The 17146-nt window shown below is 74.9% G+C and carries 15 protein-coding genes and 1 pseudogene; 11 read left to right on the forward strand and 5 right to left on the reverse strand.

The genetic code is table 11. From position 1 onward, the window contains the following. Positions 1 to 48: 48 nt before the first annotated feature. A complete protein-coding gene (locus BU52_RS18285) occupies positions 49 to 819 on the reverse strand; it encodes a sirohydrochlorin chelatase (RefSeq protein WP_037935617.1) in 771 nt (256 codons plus the stop codon). A gap of 213 nt (positions 820 to 1032) precedes the next feature. Between BU52_RS18285 and BU52_RS18290 the strand changes: the two genes are divergently transcribed. From BU52_RS18290 to BU52_RS18305, 4 genes and pseudogenes are all read left to right on the forward strand, one after another. Continuing rightward, entirely contained in the window at positions 1033 to 1737 is a 705-nt protein-coding gene (locus BU52_RS18290) for a SanA/YdcF family protein (protein ID WP_037935619.1), read from the forward strand. 31 nt (positions 1738 to 1768) lie between these two features. Then, on the forward strand, positions 1769 to 2017 hold the full coding sequence (locus tag BU52_RS18295; RefSeq protein ID WP_037935622.1) for a type II toxin-antitoxin system CcdA family antitoxin: 249 nt from the start codon (positions 1769 to 1771) through the stop codon (positions 2015 to 2017). Further along, positions 1989 to 2256, forward strand: a pseudogene (locus BU52_RS32830) (hypothetical protein). Before BU52_RS18295 ends, BU52_RS32830 begins: the two are co-directional and overlap by 29 nt. Positions 2257 to 2363: 107 nt before the next feature. Beyond that, the gene (locus BU52_RS18305) at positions 2364 to 4610 is read left to right on the forward strand and encodes a molybdopterin oxidoreductase family protein (protein WP_037935625.1); all 2247 of its coding nucleotides are present in this window, start codon (positions 2364 to 2366) and stop codon (positions 4608 to 4610) included. Positions 4611 to 4629: 19 nt separating this feature from the next. Here the strand turns inward: BU52_RS18305 and BU52_RS18310 are convergent, their stop codons facing one another. Next, positions 4630 to 6276, reverse strand: a complete 1647-nt coding sequence (locus BU52_RS18310) for a M4 family metallopeptidase (RefSeq protein ID WP_037935628.1) — start codon at positions 6274 to 6276, stop codon at positions 4630 to 4632. A 199-nt stretch (positions 6277 to 6475) separates the two neighbouring features. Here BU52_RS18310 and BU52_RS18315 point away from each other — a divergent pair, with 199 nt between their 5' ends. The 3 genes from BU52_RS18315 to BU52_RS18325 all read left to right on the forward strand — a co-directional run bounded on the left by BU52_RS18315 (position 6476) and on the right by BU52_RS18325 (position 8563). After that, positions 6476 to 6892: a gamma-glutamylcyclotransferase family protein gene (locus tag BU52_RS18315; RefSeq protein WP_037935631.1), complete on the forward strand. Its 417-nt coding sequence runs from the start codon at positions 6476 to 6478 to the stop codon at positions 6890 to 6892. A 336-nt stretch (positions 6893 to 7228) separates the two neighbouring features. Beyond that, positions 7229 to 7795 carry a hypothetical protein gene (locus tag BU52_RS18320; RefSeq protein WP_037935633.1) on the forward strand — a complete coding sequence of 189 codons (567 nt, stop codon included), beginning with the start codon at positions 7229 to 7231 and terminating at the stop codon, positions 7793 to 7795. Positions 7796 to 7996: 201 nt separating this feature from the next. Next, on the forward strand, positions 7997 to 8563 hold the full coding sequence (locus BU52_RS18325; protein ID WP_235216376.1) for a class F sortase: 567 nt from the start codon (positions 7997 to 7999) through the stop codon (positions 8561 to 8563). 37 nt (positions 8564 to 8600) lie between these two features. Here BU52_RS18325 and BU52_RS18330 read toward each other — a convergent pair whose 3' ends face one another. Both BU52_RS18330 and BU52_RS18335 read right to left on the reverse strand, forming a co-directional pair. After that, the gene (locus BU52_RS18330) at positions 8601 to 10157 is read right to left on the reverse strand and encodes an outer membrane protein assembly factor BamB family protein (RefSeq protein ID WP_235216373.1); all 1557 of its coding nucleotides are present in this window, start codon (positions 10155 to 10157) and stop codon (positions 8601 to 8603) included. Positions 10158 to 10271: 114 nt separating this feature from the next. Further along, entirely contained in the window at positions 10272 to 11054 is a 783-nt protein-coding gene (locus BU52_RS18335; RefSeq protein ID WP_037935637.1) for a sulfite exporter TauE/SafE family protein, read from the reverse strand. Between the two features lie 206 nt (positions 11055 to 11260). On the opposite strand from BU52_RS18335, the gene BU52_RS18340 reads away from it, so the two are divergent. The 3 genes from BU52_RS18340 to nirD are packed head-to-tail and all read left to right on the forward strand — an operon-like array spanning position 11261 to position 15422. Beyond that, the gene (locus BU52_RS18340; RefSeq protein WP_037935639.1) at positions 11261 to 12478 is read left to right on the forward strand and encodes an NAD(P)/FAD-dependent oxidoreductase; all 1218 of its coding nucleotides are present in this window, start codon (positions 11261 to 11263) and stop codon (positions 12476 to 12478) included. Continuing rightward, positions 12478 to 15075, forward strand: a complete 2598-nt coding sequence (gene nirB, locus BU52_RS18345) for a nitrite reductase large subunit NirB (RefSeq protein ID WP_167343526.1) — start codon at positions 12478 to 12480, stop codon at positions 15073 to 15075. Before BU52_RS18340 ends, nirB begins: the two co-directional genes overlap by 1 nt. After that, positions 15072 to 15422, forward strand: coding sequence for a nitrite reductase small subunit NirD (gene nirD / locus BU52_RS18350; protein WP_037935642.1), 351 nt, complete (start codon positions 15072 to 15074; stop codon positions 15420 to 15422). Before nirB ends, nirD begins: the two co-directional genes overlap by 4 nt. Positions 15423 to 15555: 133 nt before the next feature. Here the strand turns inward: nirD and BU52_RS18355 are convergent, their stop codons facing one another. Beyond that, positions 15556 to 16509, reverse strand: a complete 954-nt coding sequence (locus BU52_RS18355) for an oxidoreductase (RefSeq protein WP_037935644.1) — start codon at positions 16507 to 16509, stop codon at positions 15556 to 15558. Between the two features lie 169 nt (positions 16510 to 16678). Between BU52_RS18355 and BU52_RS18360 the strand changes: the two genes are divergently transcribed. Beyond that, positions 16679 to 17104 (forward strand): excalibur calcium-binding domain-containing protein, encoded by a 426-nt coding sequence (locus BU52_RS18360; RefSeq protein WP_037935647.1) that lies wholly within the window; start codon positions 16679 to 16681, stop codon positions 17102 to 17104. Positions 17105 to 17146 lie beyond the last annotated feature (42 nt).

A 17146-nucleotide genomic window follows, 5' to 3' on the forward strand; every position in this document is an offset into this window, starting at 1 on the left:
CACCGACAGTAGCCCCGGCCGCTGACATCCCGGGCGGCGGTGGTCGCGTCACGCCGTCAGGAGGGCGGCCGGTGCGGTGACCGGGGGCCCGGAGCGGAGGGCCTGGTCGTAGCGGTGCAGGACGAGGCGTGCCATGGCGGGGTGGGTGCCGAGGGGGGCGGCGGCGATGCCGGGGGCCGCCGCGGCGGACTCCGTGGCGAAGCGGCCGGGTGCGGTGAAGCAGGAGGCGACGGCCAGGCGGGAGCGGCCCCGCGCGGCCAGGGCGCGCAGGGCGTCGGGCACGGTGGGGGCGGCGGCGGAGGCGTAGGCGGGGACGACGGGGACGCCGAGCCGTTCAGCGAGCAGCCGCGCGGTGCGGCGGGTGTCGGCCCTCGCCTCCGGGTCGCGGGATCCGGCGGCGGCGAGCACGACGCCGCTCGCGCGCCGGGCGGCCGCGTCCGCGGGCGCGCGCCAGCCGGCCTCGGTGAGGCGGGCGTGCAGGGCGTCCACGAGCAGGGGGTGCGGGCCGAGGGGTGCGGCCACGCGCGTGTGCGGGCGCGCCCCGGCGGCCATCTCGGGGATGTCCCGCTTGACGTGGTGGCCCCGGCTGAGCAGCAGCGGCACGAGGACGGCCGCCCCGGTGCCGTGCGCGTCCAGCCCGGCGAGGGTGTCGGGCAGCAGGGGCGCGTTGAGCTCGATGTGGCCCAGGTGCACGGCCAGCGCGGGGCGCAGTGCGCGGACCCCGTCCAGGAGCTGCCGTACGGTGGCGAGCGCGCGCGGGTCGCGGCTGCCGTGGGCCACGACGACGAGAGCGGGCGGGGTGGTGGTGTACGCCGTCATGCACCGATCGTGGCGGCGGCACGTTGCCTCCCCGTTGCGCGTGCGTGTCGGGTGTTTTCCGGCGGTTCACCACGGGGACGGCGGCGGGTGTGAGGCCGTTCCGCCGGTGGCGTCGTCCGGCGGCGTGAAGCCGGTCACAGGGCGGGCGGTGAACCGCGGGGCGCGGTGGGGCGTCTCTCCGGGTCGAGGACCGACCGGGAGGGGCCCGTGGCGATGCGCCGTTTCGCAGTGCGCCGTCCGCGTCTGCCGCGTACCCGTGCGGGGCGGCGGCGGCTGGTGCGGGCGGTGGTGGCGGTGTGCGTGCTCGCCCTGCTCCCGGCGACCTGGCTGCGGCTGACGACGGGCGACCGGCTGCGCTCCGCCGCCGACGTGCCGCGCACCGGGGTGGCCGTGGTCTTCGGGGCGGGCCTGTGGGAGGGGGAGCCCTCGCCGTACCTCGCGCACCGGCTGGACGCGGCGGCGGAGCTGTACCGCGCGGGGCGGATCGAGGTGGTGCTGGTCACGGGCGACAACAGCCGCGAGGACTACGACGAGCCCGACGCGATGCGCGCGTACCTCACCCGGCACGGCGTCCCCGACGCGCGGATCGTCAGCGACTACGCGGGCTTCGACACCTGGGACTCCTGCGTCCGCGCCAAGAGGATCTTCGGCGTGGACCGGGCCGTGCTGATCAGCCAGGCCTTCCACATCCGCCGCGCGGTGGCGCTGTGCGAGGCGGCCGGCGTCTCCGCGCACGGCGTCGGCGTCGCCGAACCGCACGACGCCACCTGGTACTTCGGGGGCGTCCGGGAGGTCGTCGCGGCCGGGAAGGCGGCGCTGGACGCGGCGGTCCGCCCGGATCCGCGGTTCCTGGGCCCCCGGGAGACGGGGGTCGAGCGGGCCCTGGCACAGGCCCGCGCGGACCGGACACGACGCTGACCGGCCGCGCACATCACGGTGTGCTCACTCCATGGCGGACACGACGCGCATCACGGTGACGCTCCCCACGGAGCAGGTCGCCGAACTGAAGAAGCTCACCGACAACGTCTCCGGCTACGTCGCCGAAGCGGTGGCGCGTCAGCTGCGCCACGAGCTCCTCGGCGCCGACCTGCTGCGCCATCAGGAGGAGTACGGAGCCTTCACCGACGAGGAGCTGGCCGAGGCCCGCTCCCGGATCTTCGGGGGCCCGGATGCCCATGGCTCCCAGAGCGTGGCGTGAACGTGCACGCAGATTTCTCGCGATGTTCCAGGTCTTCCACGGTATGGGTGCGGACGTCGTCGTCGGGGCCGACACCATCGTGGCTCAAGGCCGCGGGCCTGCACGGGCACAAGTACGCGATCGACGCGACGGTGGCCGAGACGGCACTGCGCCAGCCGGGCCCGGTGGCCGTACTGACGTCCGACGTCGACGACATGTCCCGGCTGTGTGGTGACCGTGTCCGGCTGATCGGCATCTGAGCGGGCCGCCGCCTCACCGCGGGCCGAGGGCGGCGGGGAGGTCGCCGTACCGGGCGTGTAACAGGGGTCGGCGTGCCGCGTAACACCGGCCGCGCAGGGTGAACCGCATGCAGAACACCGTGACGCCCACGCACTGCCCCTACTGCGCGCTGCAGTGCGGGATGAATCTCACGCCGGCCCCGGACGGGACGGGCGTCGAGGTGAGTGAGCGCGCGGACTTCCCGGTGAACCGGGGGGCGCTGTGCGGGAAGGGGCGTACGGCACCGGCCGTCCTGTCGTCGGCCGTACGGCTGACCTCGCCGCTGGTGCGGTCCGAGGGGGGCGCGCTGGTGCCGGCCTCCTGGGAGGAGGCGCTGGACCGGGTCGCCGAGGGGCTGGGGCGCATCCGGGCGCGGTACGGGGCGGACGCGGTCGGGGTGTTCGGCGGGGGCGGGCTGACCAACGAGAAGGCGTACAGCCTCGGGAAGTTCGCCCGGGTGGTGCTGGGCACCTCCCAGATCGACTACAACGGCCGGTTCTGCATGTCCTCGGCGGCGGCGGCGGGGGCCAGGGCCTTCGGTCTCGACCGTGGGCTGCCGTTCCCGCTGGAGGACATCCCGAGGACCGGCTGCGTGATCCTCGTCGGGTCGAACCCGGTGGAGACCATGCCCCCGTTCCTGCGGTACGTCACCGAACTGAAGCAGAACGGCGGCACGCTGATCGTGGTCGATCCGCGCCGTACGCGGACCGCCGAGCAGGCCGATCTGCACCTGGCGCCGCGCCCCGGCACGGACCTGGCACTGGCGCTGGGGATGCTGCACCTGGTGGTCGCCGAGGGCCGCACCGACGAGGCCTACGTCCGGGAGCGCACCATCGGCTGGGAGGAGACCCGGGCCGCCGCGATGGCGCACTGGCCGGAGCACGTGGAGCGGATCACCGGTGTGTCCGTGCCCGCACTGCGGGAGGCGGTCCGCATGTTCTGCGAGCCCGAGGCCGCGATGGTGCTGACCGCGCGCGGACCGGAGCAGCAGGCCAAGGGCACGGACACGGTGGGCGCGTGGATCAACCTGTGCCTGGCGACGGGGCGGGCGGGACGGCCGCTGTCCGGCTACGGGTGCCTCACCGGGCAGGGCAACGGGCAGGGCGGGCGCGAACACGGCCAGAAGGCCGACCAGTTGCCCGGTTACCGCAAGCTGACCGACCCGGCGGCGCGGGCCCACGTCGCCGGGGTGTGGGGCGTGGACCCCGACACCCTGCCCGGGCCGGGGCGCAGCGCGTACGAACTGCTCGACGCGCTCGGGGCTGACGTCCGCGCGCTGCTGCTGATGGGCTCCAACCCGGTGGTGTCGGCGCCGCGCGCCGCCCACGTCGAGGAGCGGATCCGCTCGCTGGACTTCCTGGCGGTGTGCGACGTGGTCCTGTCCGAGACGGCCGCGCTCGCCGACGTCGTCCTGCCGGTGACGCAGTGGGCGGAGGAGACGGGCACGACGACGAACCTGGAGGGCCGCGTGCTGCTGCGCCGCCGGGCCCTCGACCCGCCGGAAGGGGTCCGCAGCGACCTGGAGGTCCTGCACGGACTCGCCGCGCGGCTGGGCGGCGGACGGAACCCGGGGAAGGGCTTCCCGACCGACCCCGAGGAGGTCTTCGAGGAGCTGCGCCGGGCGTCCGCGGGCGGTCCCGCGGACTACTCCGGGATCACCTACAGGCGGCTGGCCGAGGAGAACGGCGTCTTCTGGCCGTGCCCGGCGGACGGCCCGCCCGCCGCCGGCTCCGGGCCCCGCCCGGCGTACGCCGCCGACGCCGAGGACGCCGCCGACCCCGCCGACGCCGAGGACGCCGAGGACGCCGCGCTCGACGCCCTGCCCGACGACCCGGCGCGGGCCGACGACCACGACGCCGGCGCCGGCGTCCACCCCGGCACCCCACGCCTGTTCCTCGACCGGTTCGCCACCGGGGACGGGCGGGCGCGGTTCGTGTCCGTGTCGTACCGGGCGGCCGCCGAGGAGCCCGATGACGAGTACCCCGTGCTGCTGACCACCGGGCGGGTCGTGGCGCAGTACCAGTCCGGCGCGCAGACCCGGCGGGTCGACGAGCTGAACGCCGCCGCCCCCGGTCCGTTCGTGGAGCTGCACCCCCGGCTCGCGGAGCGGCTGGGCGCGGCCGAGGGCGACCCGGTGGCCGTGGTGTCCCGGCGGGGGCGGGCCGTGGCGCCGGCGCGGATCACCACCGCGATCCGCCCCGACACGGTCTTCATGCCGTTCCACTGGCCCGGTGAGGGCCGCGCCAACACCCTCACCAACCCGGCCCTCGACCCGGTCTCCCGGATGCCGGAGTTCAAGGCGTGCGCGGTGCGGCTGGAGGCGGTGCGTCCCTGAGCCGCACCGGTACGGGCGGTCAGGCCACGCCCACCGCGCTCCACGCCGCCGCGACCGCCGCGTACTCCGCGCCGCCCTCGCCGTAGAGGTCCGCGGCCGCCTTCAGGGTGGCGGTGCGGGCGCCCGCGTAGTCGGTCGACGAGGTCATGTGCACCGTCAGGGCGCGGTACCAGATCGCGCCGAGCCTGTCGCGGCCGATGCCGGTGACCGTCGAGCCGTCGCAGGTGGGCGAGGCGTGCGCGACGCCGCCCAGGGTCTTCGCGCCGCTGCCCTCGGCGAGCAGGTAGGCGAAGTGGTTGGCGACGCCTGAGGAGTGGTGGACGTCGAGGTCCTTGACCGAGGTGTCCCAGCAGTCCGCCGACTTGCCGTCCTTCGACGGTTCGTCCATGTACCGCAGGGCGTCCCCGCCGAAGCCGTCCCGGACGATCTCCTCGCCGATCAGCCAGTCGCCGGGGTCCTCGGCGTTGGCGGCGTGGAACTCCACCAGGGTGCCGAAGATGTCCGAGGTCGCCTCGTTCAGGCCGCCGGACTCCCCCGAGTAGGTGAGTCCGGCGGTCTTCGACGTCACGCCGTGGGTCATCTCGTGCCCGGCCACGTCCAGCGACACCAGCGGGCCCATCAGCGTGCCGTCACCGTCGCCGTACGTCATGCAGAAGCAACCGTCGTCCCAGAACGCGTTGTTGTAGTCGTTGCCGTAGTGCACGCGGTTGTACGAGCCCTTGCCGTCGCCGGCGATGCCCCGGCGGCCGTGGACGTCCTCGTAGTAGTCCCAGGTGACGTCGGTGCCGTACTGCGCGTCCACCGCGACCGTGGCCCGGTCGGACACGGTGCCCGTGCCCCAGTGGTTGTCGGCGTCGGTGAGGACGGGGGCCGGGGCCCGGTTCAGGCAGACGACGAGGACGCACAGGTCGGTCCTGTTGCCCGCGTCGCCGGTGTAGGTGCCGCCCCGGGTGGGGTCCTTCAGCTCGTATCCCGACGCGGAGGGCGTCGTCTCCAGCGGCACCGTGCCGCCGTAGAGGGACTCGCCGTCGCCGGAGGCGCTCTCGAGACTGTCCCAGGCCTCGATGCGGGCGCCGGTGCGGGCGTCGGTCAGCACGGTCCGGGCGACCGGGTTGCCGCGGGAGTCCTTCGCGACCGCGTCGGTGCGCCAGGCGAGCCTGGGGGCGCCGTGCAGGGCGTCGACGACCAGCTCGGGCTCGGCGGTGAGGTGCTCGAGGGTCTCGCCGGGGTGCGCGGCGCGCAGGGCGTCCGCCGCGAGGCCGGCGGCCTCGGGGGCGGCGAGCCCCGGGGTGACGGCCGGCAGGTCGAGGGCCGCGCGGGTGGCGCGGGTGACGCCGCGGTAGCCGCCGTCGGGGGCCAGGTGGAGCACGAAGTCCCCGCCCAGGACCGGGAGTCGGCGGTAGGTACGGTCGTAGCGGATGTGCCGGCTGCCGTCCTCGTCGATGACGACGTCCCGGACCGTCGTCCCCTGGGCTGGGGTGAGTCCGAGGGTGCCGGCGCGGTCCGCGAGGACGGACGCGGCCTCGGCGACGGCGGCGGCGCGGGTGGGGGGTTCGGCCGCGCCGGCGGTGGTGGGGGAGAGTGCGGCGGCCAGCAGGGCGGCGCTGGTGACGGTCACTCCGGCGGTGACGGGACGGGAACCTCGGACATGCCGTAGGGGGCTCAAGCGGTCTCCTGGAACGGGCGCCCCGACGCGGGTGGGGGGTGGGGCGGCGCTGATGTCGACCGCGATTCAAGTGGGCGCGGACATGTCATGTCCATAGCGTGAATGTGCCGGTGTGTGAGGGGTGAGAATCGTTCCTGCAAGGCTCCGGTGGCGCTTCGGTGCAGAGGGGCTCCGCCGACCGTCCGCGCAGGTGAACCGAGTGATCCTCCCTTTCTTCGTCTACGGCACCCTCCGCCCCGGCGAGCGCAATCACGACCTCTTCCTGCGCGGCCGCAGCCTGCGCGAGGAACCCGGCCGGCTCGGGGACGTGACGCTGTACGAGGGACCCGGATACCCGTACGCCGTCGAGGAGCCGGGCGGTGTGGTGAGCGGGGAGCTGGTGACCGCGCTGCCGGAGGCGTACGCGGGGCTGCTCGCCGACCTGGACCGGCTGGAGGAGTACGTACCGGGCGGCCCGCGCAATCTGTACGAGCGGGTGGCGAGGGAGGTCCTGCGGGACGCGGACGGCACGTCGGTGCGCGCGTGGGTGTACGTCGCCGCACCGGCCGTCGCCGCGCGGCTGCGGGCACGGGGGAAGCCGGTCGCGGGCGGCGAGTGGCGCGGGGTGCGGTCCTGACGCCCCCTCGGCTCGCGGGGTCACGCTCCCACGGGTGCGGCGTCACGGCGGCGTGCCCCTCGCGGACGCGCCGGTCACCCGTTCACCCCCGCGCCGCGCACCCATCGGGCGCGTTGTCGCGTTCCGTTCGGAACGGCGCCGGTGACCTGCTGAAACGCGGCGCCGGGCGGCGACCGTACGAGTGCGTCCGACACCCGTTCGGCCCGCCTCCTGACGCCTCCTCAGGGAGCGGTGACGGCCCGGTGGCACTTACCTCAAAGGAGCGGGACGCGTCCGACGGCGGCACATGGGGGTGCCGCGGGCCGGGTCCCTTTCCGTGAGCTCGAGGGAGCATCGATGCGACGTACCGCCCGGCTGCTGACCGGCCTGCCCGGCATGACCGGTCTGACCGGCGCCGCCCTCGCCGTGGCCACCGCGGGGCTGCTGGCCGCGCCGCCCGCGTACGCCGGGGAGTCGCACGGCACCTCGGCCGGGAACCTGGAGGTGTACCCGTCGTCGGCCGCGCCGGGCGCGCAGGTGACGGTGAACACCGCGGCGTGCGGCGACGAGGGCACGGCCGCGGGCGACGCCTCCGCCGTGGGCGCCGGCCGGTTCACGCTGACGCCCAGCACGCACGAGCGGGACGCGATCGGGCAGTTCCAGGTGCCGCCGAGCGCGCAGCCGGGGACGTACGAGATCGTCGCGGCGTGCGCCGGGAGCGGCCGGCGGGTGGCCGGCGACCTGGTGGTCACGCTGACACCGGAGTCGCAGCAGGTGCATCCGCGAGGAAGTGTGAAGACGGGGGTCGGTGGCGCGCTGGGCCCCGACCCCGTGCAGACCGCGGCCGGTGTGACGGCTCTCGCCGTCGCCGCCGCGGGCGGTACCTGGCTCCTGCATCGCCGGGCGAGAGGCGACGGGATCTGACGGGCACCCTCCGCTGCCCGTCCCCGCCGGTACCGCATGTCCCCTCCCCCTCCGGGTCCGACGCCCCTCGCGGCCCGGAGGGGGCACGGGGGACCGACCCGAGATGAGGTCCAGTCCGTGACGCGCCGCAGATTCCGCAGGACCAGGGGTCCGAGCAACGCAGCGATAACCGCCGTGACCGTGCTCGCCCTGTGCTCCGGGATGCTGCTGCTGCGCGACGGGCGCGGCGAGACCCCGCCGCAGCCGTCGGCCGCCCAGGCGCGCACCGGGGCCGACGACCGCAGCGCCCTCCGTTCCGCGGCGCCCGCGCTGCCGCCCTCCCCGCCGGACCGCGTCCGCATCCCCGCGATCGACGTGGACGCGCCGCTGACCGGCCTCGGCCTGACGCGGACCGGCAGCCTCGAGGTCCCGCCCGCCGACCGGAAGAACCTCGCCGGCTGGTACGAGGCCGGCACCACCCCCGGCGAGCGGGGCACCGCGATCGTCGCGGGCCACGTCGACAACGCCGACGGCCCCGCCGTCTTCTACTCCCTCGGCGCCCTGCGCAAGGGCAGCACCATCGAGGTGGACCGGCGCGACGGCCGGGTCGCCGTGTTCACGGTGGACGCGGTCGAGGTGTACGACGCGGAGGACTTCCCCGACACGAAGGTGTACGGCGCGGCACCCCGCCCCGAGCTCCGCGTCATCACCTGCGGCGGCGGCTACTCGCGCACCACCGGCTACCGCGGCAACGTCGTCGTCTACGCCCACCTGACGGACACGCGCTGAGCGATGTCGGGCCACCCGGGGACGCCCTGTGCCCCCGCTACGGGCGGACCGCGAGCGCGGGGGCGTAGGTGTCGCCGTCGGCGTTGACGATCACCCAGCCGTCGCCCGCCCGGACCAGCTGCGGGCCGTCGTCGATCTTGAAGGCGATGTCGCGCACCGTCGTGCCGTCCTCCTCGCCCACCCGGGTCCCCTCGCCGGTGGTGAGCGTCCACAGGCGCTGGGACTCACCGAGCACGGCCACCCGGCCGGGGCCGGCCGGGGCGAGCGCGACGACCGGGGTGCCCAGGTCCGCGTGCCAGCGGCGGCGGCCGTCGTCGAGCGAGTAGGCCGCGACCCGCTCGGCGTCGTCCGACCCCGGTCTCGCGGCGGCCACGATCAGGTTCCCGTCGGCGACCTGCGCGCGGAACACCGGCCGGGCGGTGAACACGGGGTGGAGCCCGGTGAGGGCCAGGTCCTCCTCGTCGGCGGTGAGGGGGATCGTCACCGGCCTCCGCTCCGGGTCGTCCGGCTCGGCGTAGGCCAGCACGGCGGCGAGGCCACGCTCGTCCTTCTCCTGCACCAGCAGGGTGAACGGCTCGGCGGAGAGCACCGCGGCCGCGTTCACCCAGCTCTCCACCGGGAGTTCGCGCCGGCTCGGCTCCTTGCCCGTGGCGTCGTCGAGGGTGAGGAGCCATGCCGAGTGGAAGTCGGTGTAGCGGCCGCACGTGACGACGACCCGGGTGGTGCCGCCGGCCGAGGAGGCCGTCACCGGCTCGCACTCGGCGTCGTCCCCGCCCTCGGCCCGGGCCGCGGTGGGCTTCGCGGTCCAGCGCACCGCGCCGTCGGTGAGCCCGTATCCGTGGACCGAGCGTTCGCCCAGCGCCACGGCCACTCCCCCGTCGGCGCTGAGCACCCCTCCACCGCCGTACAGCAGTGTCCTGCCGGCGAAGTCCCGCTCCCACACCGTGCGTCCGCTGCTCACCTCGACGCCCCACACGGTGTCGCACGGCTCCTCGTCCCGTGCGAAGGCGACCAGGCCGATGCCGTCGACGGGCCGCTCGCTCATCGCGCACACCGACTCGCGCGCGGGCGCCCGCAGCACCCAGCCGCGGTCCCCGGTGGCGGAGTCGTAGGCGATCAGCGCGTCGGTCCGGGCCCGTACCACCGTCCCGGCGCCGTCGCCCAGCGCCCAGACGCCGACGCCGCGCACGCTCGCGGGCCGGTCCGGGCTCGCCTGCCAGGCCGGGTCGAGCACCGGCCCGCGCAGCCAGAGGTGGGCCTGCCAGCCGGGCCACAGGGCGATCAGCACGCCCGCCGCGGCGAGTGCGCCGGGCAGGGCCTTCCCGGGCCGGATCCGCCTGAACGCGGCGAGGGCGACGGTGAGCCCGGTGAACCCCGCGAAGGTGAACACGAACGCCAGGATGAGGGTCGGCGTGGTGCCCTCCGGGCAGGGCCGGTACCTTCCGCCGCAGCTGTTGCCGGGAATGGACGACCACCCCAGCGCGTGGAACTCCACCGCGAGCCCGATCAGCGCGCCCGCTCCGACCACCAGCGCGGCCGTCCCCAGCGTCCGCGTCCTGGACGGTCTGCCGTCCTCCACCATCGTCTCCCCCACCCCTGTGCTGTTGTGTGCGGTGCTCCCCGCACCGGCCGCCCGCCCCACGGAGCGGCGCTGGAGCCTAACCCGCGCGAGTGGATCACGTCAGCCGGGTTGACCACCGGGTCCGGTTCAGGCCGCCCACTGCTCGTACGCCAGGTTCGCCACCAGGGCGAAGACGACCGTCAGCAGGACGACGCGGACGAAGCCGCTGCCCTTCTTCAGGGCCGTGCGGGCGCCGAGCATGCCGCCCGCCAGGTTGAACACCGCCATCAGCGCCGCCAGTTGCCACAGCACCGCGCCCTGCCAGGCGAACGTCGCCAGTGCGCCGGCGTTGGTGCAGCAGTTGACGATCTTGGCGGTGGCGGAGGCGGTGACCAGGTCGAGGTGGAGCAGGGCGGTGAGCGCCAGCACGAGGAACGTGCCCGTGCCGGGGCCGACGAGACCGTCGTAGAAGCCGATGCCCAGGCCGCCCAGGCCGATCGCGGCGAGGATCTGCCGGCGGGTGGCCGGGCCGGTGGCGGGGGCCGCGCCGAAGGCGGGGCGCAGGATCACGAAGGCGCCGACGGCGAGCAGCACCACCATGATCACCGGTTTGAGGACCTCGGTGCTCATCCCGGCCGCGAAGAACGCCCCGGCCGACGAACCGGCGAGGGCGGCCAGGCCGATACGCACGGCCGTCCGCACGTCGACCGGCGCCCTGCGGGCGTAGGTGACCGCCGCACCCGTGGTGCCGACGATCGCGACCGCCTTGTTGGTGCCCAGGGCGTGCGCGGCCGGGGTTCCGGAGGGGAGCCCCAGCAGCAGGGCGGGCAGGAGCAGCAGCCCGCCGCCGCCGACCACGGCGTCGATCCAGCCTGCGGCGAGGGCGGCCAGACAGAGCAGGACGACCGTGGTGAGCGAGATGTCGGGCATGGCCGCGAGCCTAGGGACGGGATAGATGGTACGTCCATCAAGATGAGCGTTTATTGAGGTTGGCCCGCCGTCGGCCTCCTCACACCGTGCGCCCCGGCCGGGCCGGGAAGCCTCACACCCGTCCCCCGCTCCCGTTGAGGGCAGCGTTCCGCGCGGGAAACAGAGGTGATGCCGCCGGGTAACACCCGCACCGCACGCTCGGGGACATGACCTCGAACGAGCGTGTGGTGGTGATCGGCTCCGGCCTCGCGGGCGTACGCCTCGCCCGGCGGCTCGGCGAGCTGGGCACGCCCGTGACGCTGATCGGCGAGGAGCAGCACCGCCCGTACAACAGGGTGCTGCTCGCCGAGGTGCTGGCCGGGCGTTACCGCCCCGAGGTGATCGCCCTGCCGGCGCCCGCGGGCCTGGTCCGGGCCCGGGTCACCGGGATCGACCGCGCCGCGCGGACCGTCGCCTGCGCCGACGGCTCGGTGACCGGTTACGGCCGGCTGGTCCTGGCCACCGGCTCGAACCCCGTGCTGCCGCCGCTGCGGGGCCTGTTCACCGCGGACCACGAGCTGCCCGGGGGCGTGCACGCGTTCCGCACCCTGGACGACTGCCTGGGCCTGGCCGAGGCGCTGCGGCCGGGAGCGCGGGCGGTGGTGATCGGCGGCGGGCTGCTCGGCGTCTCCGCGGCCCGCGCCCTCGCCGTGCGCGGCGCGCAGGTCGTCCTCGCCCAGCAGGCCGGGCGGCTCATGGAACGCCGGCTCGACCCGGCCGCCTCCGCGCTCATCGAGCGGTACCTGACCGGCCTCGGCGTGGAGGTGCACACCGAGTGCCGGGTGCGGGACGTGCGCTGCGTCGCCGGCGCCGTCCGCTCGGTGGAACTGGCCGACGGGTACGCCCTCGACGCCGACCTCGTGGTCCTGGCCTGCGGGGTCCGGCCGAGGACCGGGCTCGCCCGCGCCGCCGGGCTGGAGGTCGGCCGGGGCATCGTCGTCGACGACGAGCTGCGCACCTCCGACCCGTACGTCCACGCCGTCGGCGACTGCGTCCAGCACGCCGGCACGGTGTACGGGCTCGCCGCCCCGGCCCTCGACCAGGCCGACGCGCTCGCCGCGCTGCTCGCCGGGGACCCCTCCGCCCGCTACACCGGCACCCGCTCCCTGACCCGGCTCACCCTCACCGGTCCCGACAGCCCCTTCGACCTGGCCGCGTTCGGCGAGACCGAGGCGTTGCCGGGCGACGACGTCGTCCAGCTCACCGACGCCACCCGCGGTACCTACCGCAAGGTCGTCGTCCGCGACGACCGCCTGGTCGGCGGGGTCCTGGTCGGCGAACTCGGCACCGTCGGCGCCCTCGCGCGCGCCTGGGAGGGAGCAGAGCCGCTCCCGTCCGGCGGCGGGCCCCTGCTCCACCTGCTCACCAACGACGGAGGCTCCTGATGTCCACGGACACACCGACCATCGTGCTCGTCGGCCACGGCATGGTCGGCCAGCGTTTCCTCGAGGCGCTCGCCGAGCGCGGCCTGACCGCCACGCACCGCGTGGTCGTGCTGTGCGAGGAGCCGCGTCCGGCGTACGACCGCGTCCAGCTCACCTCGTACTTCTCGGGGAAGACCCCCGAGGACCTGTCCCTGACGGACCCGGCGTTCCTCACGGCGCACGGCATCGAGCTGCACGTCGGCGACCCGGCGGAGACCGTCGACCGCGCGGCGCGCACCGTGACCGCCCGCTCGGGGCTGGTCGTCGGCTACGACGTCCTAGTCCTGGCCACCGGCTCCTACCCGTTCGTGCCGCCGGTGCCGAACAGGGACGCCGAGGGCTGCTTCGTCTACCGCACCGTCGAGGACTTGTTCGCCATCGAGGAGTACGCGCGCAGGTCGACGACCGGTGCGGTGGTCGGCGGCGGTCTGCTGGGCCTGGAGGCGGCGGGCGCGCTCAAGGGCCTCGGCCTGAACACCCACATCGTGGAGTTCGCCCCGCGCCTGATGCCGGTGCAGGTCGACGAGGGCGGGGGCGCGGCGCTGCTGCGCACCGTCGAGGGCATGGGCCTGAGCGTCCACACGGGCGTCGGCACGCAGGAGATCGTGACCGGCGACGCGGGCGCCGTCACGGGCATGAGACTGTCCGACGGCAGCGAACTCGCCACCGACCTGGTGGTGTTCTCCGCCGGTGTCCGTCCCCGCGACCAGCTGGCCCGCGCCTGCGGCCTCGCGGTCGGCGAGCGCGGCGGCATCACGGTCGACGAGCAGTGCCGCACGGTCACCGACCCGCACGTGTTCGCCATCGGCGAGTGCGCCCTGGCCGCCGACGGCCGGGTGTACGGCCTGGTGGCCCCCGGGTACGAGCAGGCGGCGACCGTCGCCGCGACGATCGCCGAGGAGGAGTCGGCCTTCACCGGCGCCGACCTGTCCACCAAGCTGAAGCTGCTCGGCGTGGACGTGGCGTCCTTCGGCGACGCGCACGGCACCGCCGGGGACTGCCTGGACGTCGTCTACTCCGACTCCCGCGCCGGCCTGTACAAGAAGCTGGTCATCGGCCGTGACGGGACGCTGCTCGGCGGCGTCCTGGTCGGCGACGCGGAGGCGTACGGCACGCTGCGCGCGTTCACCGGCTCGGTGCCGCCCGTCGCCCCGGAGGCGCTGGTGCTGCCGGCCGGCGCCGGGGCCCCGGCCCGGCTCGGCCCGTCCGCGCTGCCCGACGAGGCGGTGATCTGCTCCTGCCACAACGTCACCAAGGGGGCCATCCGCGGCGCGGTCACCGAACACCGGTGCACCACCGTGCCCGAGGTGAAGAAGTGCACCAAGGCAGGTACCGGCTGCGGAAGTTGCGTGAAAGTGCTGGGCCAGCTGGTCGACGCCGAGCTGGAGGCGAGCGGCGTCGAGGTCGACAAGGGGCTGTGCGCCTGCTTCGCGCAGACCCGCGAGGAGCTGTACGAGATCGTCCTCGCCCTGCGCGTCACCTCCTACCGGGAGCTGCTCGACCGGCACGGCCGCGAGACCGCCCGGGGCGGCGACGGCTGCGAGGTCTGCAAGCCGGCGGTCGGCTCGATCATCGCCTCCCTCGCCCCGGCGATCGGCGCCGGTACGCACGTCCTCGACGGCGAACAGGCCGCCCTGCAGGACACCAACGACCACTTCCTGGCGAACCTGCAGAAGAACGGCTCGTACTCGGTCGTGCCGCGCATCCCCGGCGGGGAGATCGCACCGGAGAAGCTGATCGTCATCGGTGAGATCGCCCGCGACTTCGGCCTCTACACGAAGATCACCGGCGGCCAGCGCATCGACATGTTCGGCGCGCGGGTCGAGCAGCTGCCGCTGATCTGGGCCCGCCTGGTCGACGCCGGTTTCGAGTCCGGCCACGCCTACGGCAAGTCGCTGCGCACGGTGAAGTCCTGCGTCGGACGGACCTGGTGCCGGTACGGCGTCCAGGACTCCGTACGCATGGCGATCGACCTGGAGCTGCGCTACCGGGGGCTGCGCTCCCCGCACAAGCTCAAGTCGGCGGTCTCCGGATGCCAGCGCGAGTGCGCGGAGGCCCAGTCGAAGGACTTCGGCGTCATCGCCACCGCGGGCGGCTGGAACCTCTACGTCGGCGGCAACGGCGGCGCCACCCCGCGCCACGCCGACCTGCTCGCCCAGGACCTCTCGGACGCCGAACTCGTCCGTCTCGTCGACCGGTTCCTGATGTTCTACATCCGCACCGCCGACCGTCTGGAGCGCACCAGCGTCTGGCTGGACCGGATCCCCGGCGGCCTGGACCACGTACGGGACGTGGTCGTCCACGACTCGCTCGGCATCTGCGACGAACTGGAGGCCCTGATGGCCGCCCACGTCTCCCACTACCGGGACGAGTGGGCCGAGACCATCAACGACCCGGAGAAGCTCGCCCGCTTCGTGTCCTTCGTGAACGCGCCCGACACCCCCGACCCGGTGGTCGCCTTCGTCCCCGAGCGCGACCAGATCAAGCCCGACCTGCCGCTGCTGACCGTCGGCCTGCGCCCCGCCGACGACATCCTGGAAGGAACCGCGACGCGATGACCCTGACCCTCGAGACCACCGGCCTGAAGGTCCGGCTCCGCCTCACGGACGACTGGTTCACGGTCTGCGACCTGAGCGCGCTGCTCCCGGGCCGCGGGGTGGCCGCCCTCCTCCCCGACGGCCGCCAGGCCGCCGTCTTCGCCGACCGCGCCGGCCGCCTCTACGCCATCGACAACCGCGACCCCTTCACCGGCGCCGCGGTCCTCTCCCGCGGCCTGACCGGCACCCACCGGGGCCGCCCCTTCGTCGCCTCCCCGCTCCTGAAGCAGCGCTTCGACCTGGAATCGGGACAGTGCCTGGACGACGAGACGGTCCGGGTGACGGCGTACGAGGTGAAGGCGGCCTGACCGGCCGGAGGCGGCCGGGGGCCGTCGGGTTCCCAGGTCGCACCGGCCCGGCGTCCGGGGCCGGCCGCTCGCTCACCGAGCCACGCTCCGAGGTCCCCGGCACCGCCGCCCGCTTCCGCGGCTCAGTCGACGCTCACGGCGGTGGCGGTCCCGCCGCGGCCGCCCCCCGCAGGCCGTCGTACACCACGCCCGTCAGCTCCTCCGAGGCGGCCCACAGCCGCTCCGCCACCCTGTCGTCGAGGGTCCAGGGCGCCCGCCACGAGCGCGCGGGCGCCCCGCGCCACATGGCGAAGGACGGTCCGACGAACGCGTCCGGGCGGACGTCGGGTGCGGTCGCCGCGTACAGCACGGGCAGCGCGCCCGCCTCGGCGGACTGGGCGACGACCCGGTTGCCGAGCCGCACCACCCGCTCGGCCAGTCGCCGCCCCGCGGCGCGCGGTCCCGCGGTCTGGAGGTTGGTGGCCGCGTACCCGGGATGGGCGGCGGCCGCCACCACGTCACCGCCGTGCGCCGCGAGCCTGCGGGCCAGCTCGTGCGTGAAGAGCAGGTTGGCCGACTTGGAACGGGCGTAGGCGACCCAGCGCCGGTACCCTCGCTCGCTGTTGAGGTCGCGCGGGTCGATGTTGGCCAGCACGTGCATGAAGCTGGACACGGTCACGATCCGCGCGCCCGGCGCCGCGAGCAGCGCCGGCATCAGCAGCCCGGTGAGGGCGAAGTGCCCGAGGTGGTTCACCCCGAACTGCGTCTCGAACCCGTCCGCGGTCGTCCCGTACGGCAGTGCCATGACGCCGGCGTTGTTGACCAGCAGGTCGACCCGCTCGTACGGCAGCGTGGCCGCGAACTCCCGCACCGACGCCAGGTCTCCCAGGTCCAGCCGCCGCACCTCCGCGTCGGCGCCCGGCACCTCGGCGAGCAGCCTCGCCAGGGCCCGGCTCCCCCGCGCCTCGCTGCGGCAGGCGAGCACCACCCCCGCGCCCCTGCGGGCCAGCTCCCGTGCGACGACGAAACCGAGTCCGCTGTTGGCCCCGGTGACCACGGCGCGGCGACCGCTCCGGTCGGGGATGTCGTGCGTGCTCCAGCCGGTCATGGGTTCAGCCTACGAGGGACGGACCGACGGTTCCATGGCGCAGAGCCACCCTCCGGTCACGTCACGTTCGCATCACAGGAACTCCATATCCCCGCCACACCATCCGCACCCCGCTAGCTTCAGCACCCTCGCACCGCACGCATTCGCCCGATCTGGGGGGCTCCTCACCATGAATCCGTTCCGTACCTCCGCCGCCGCGGTCCTCGCCGCCCTCGCCCTGGCCGCCGTACCGGCCACCGCCGTGGCGCACGACGGCACCCACCCGTTCAAGAACTGCACCGAGGCGTACGAGAACGGGTACAGCGACATCGCCAAGGGCGACGACCACTACGGCAAGCACCTCGACCGCGACGGCGACGGCGTCGGCTGCGACCAGCCGCCCGCGGACTTCGTCCCGCACGAGGAGGAGACGGACACCGGGTCCGGCAGCACCGGCACCGGCGGCGACACCGGCGGCAAGGAGCGGAGCGGCACCGACCTCGCCGAGACCGGCGGCGGCAACGCCACGCCGTACATCGCGGCCGGCGGCGCGGCCGTCGTCCTCCTGGGCGGCGGCGTGATGATCGCGGCCCGCAGGCGGCGCGGCGACCGCTGACCCGCACGCACGGGAGAGCGGCACCCCCGCACGGGTGCCGCT

Origin of the sequence: Streptomyces toyocaensis (assembly GCF_000725125.1) — a bacterium.
GTDB classification, from domain to species: domain Bacteria; phylum Actinomycetota; class Actinomycetes; order Streptomycetales; family Streptomycetaceae; genus Streptomyces; species Streptomyces toyocaensis.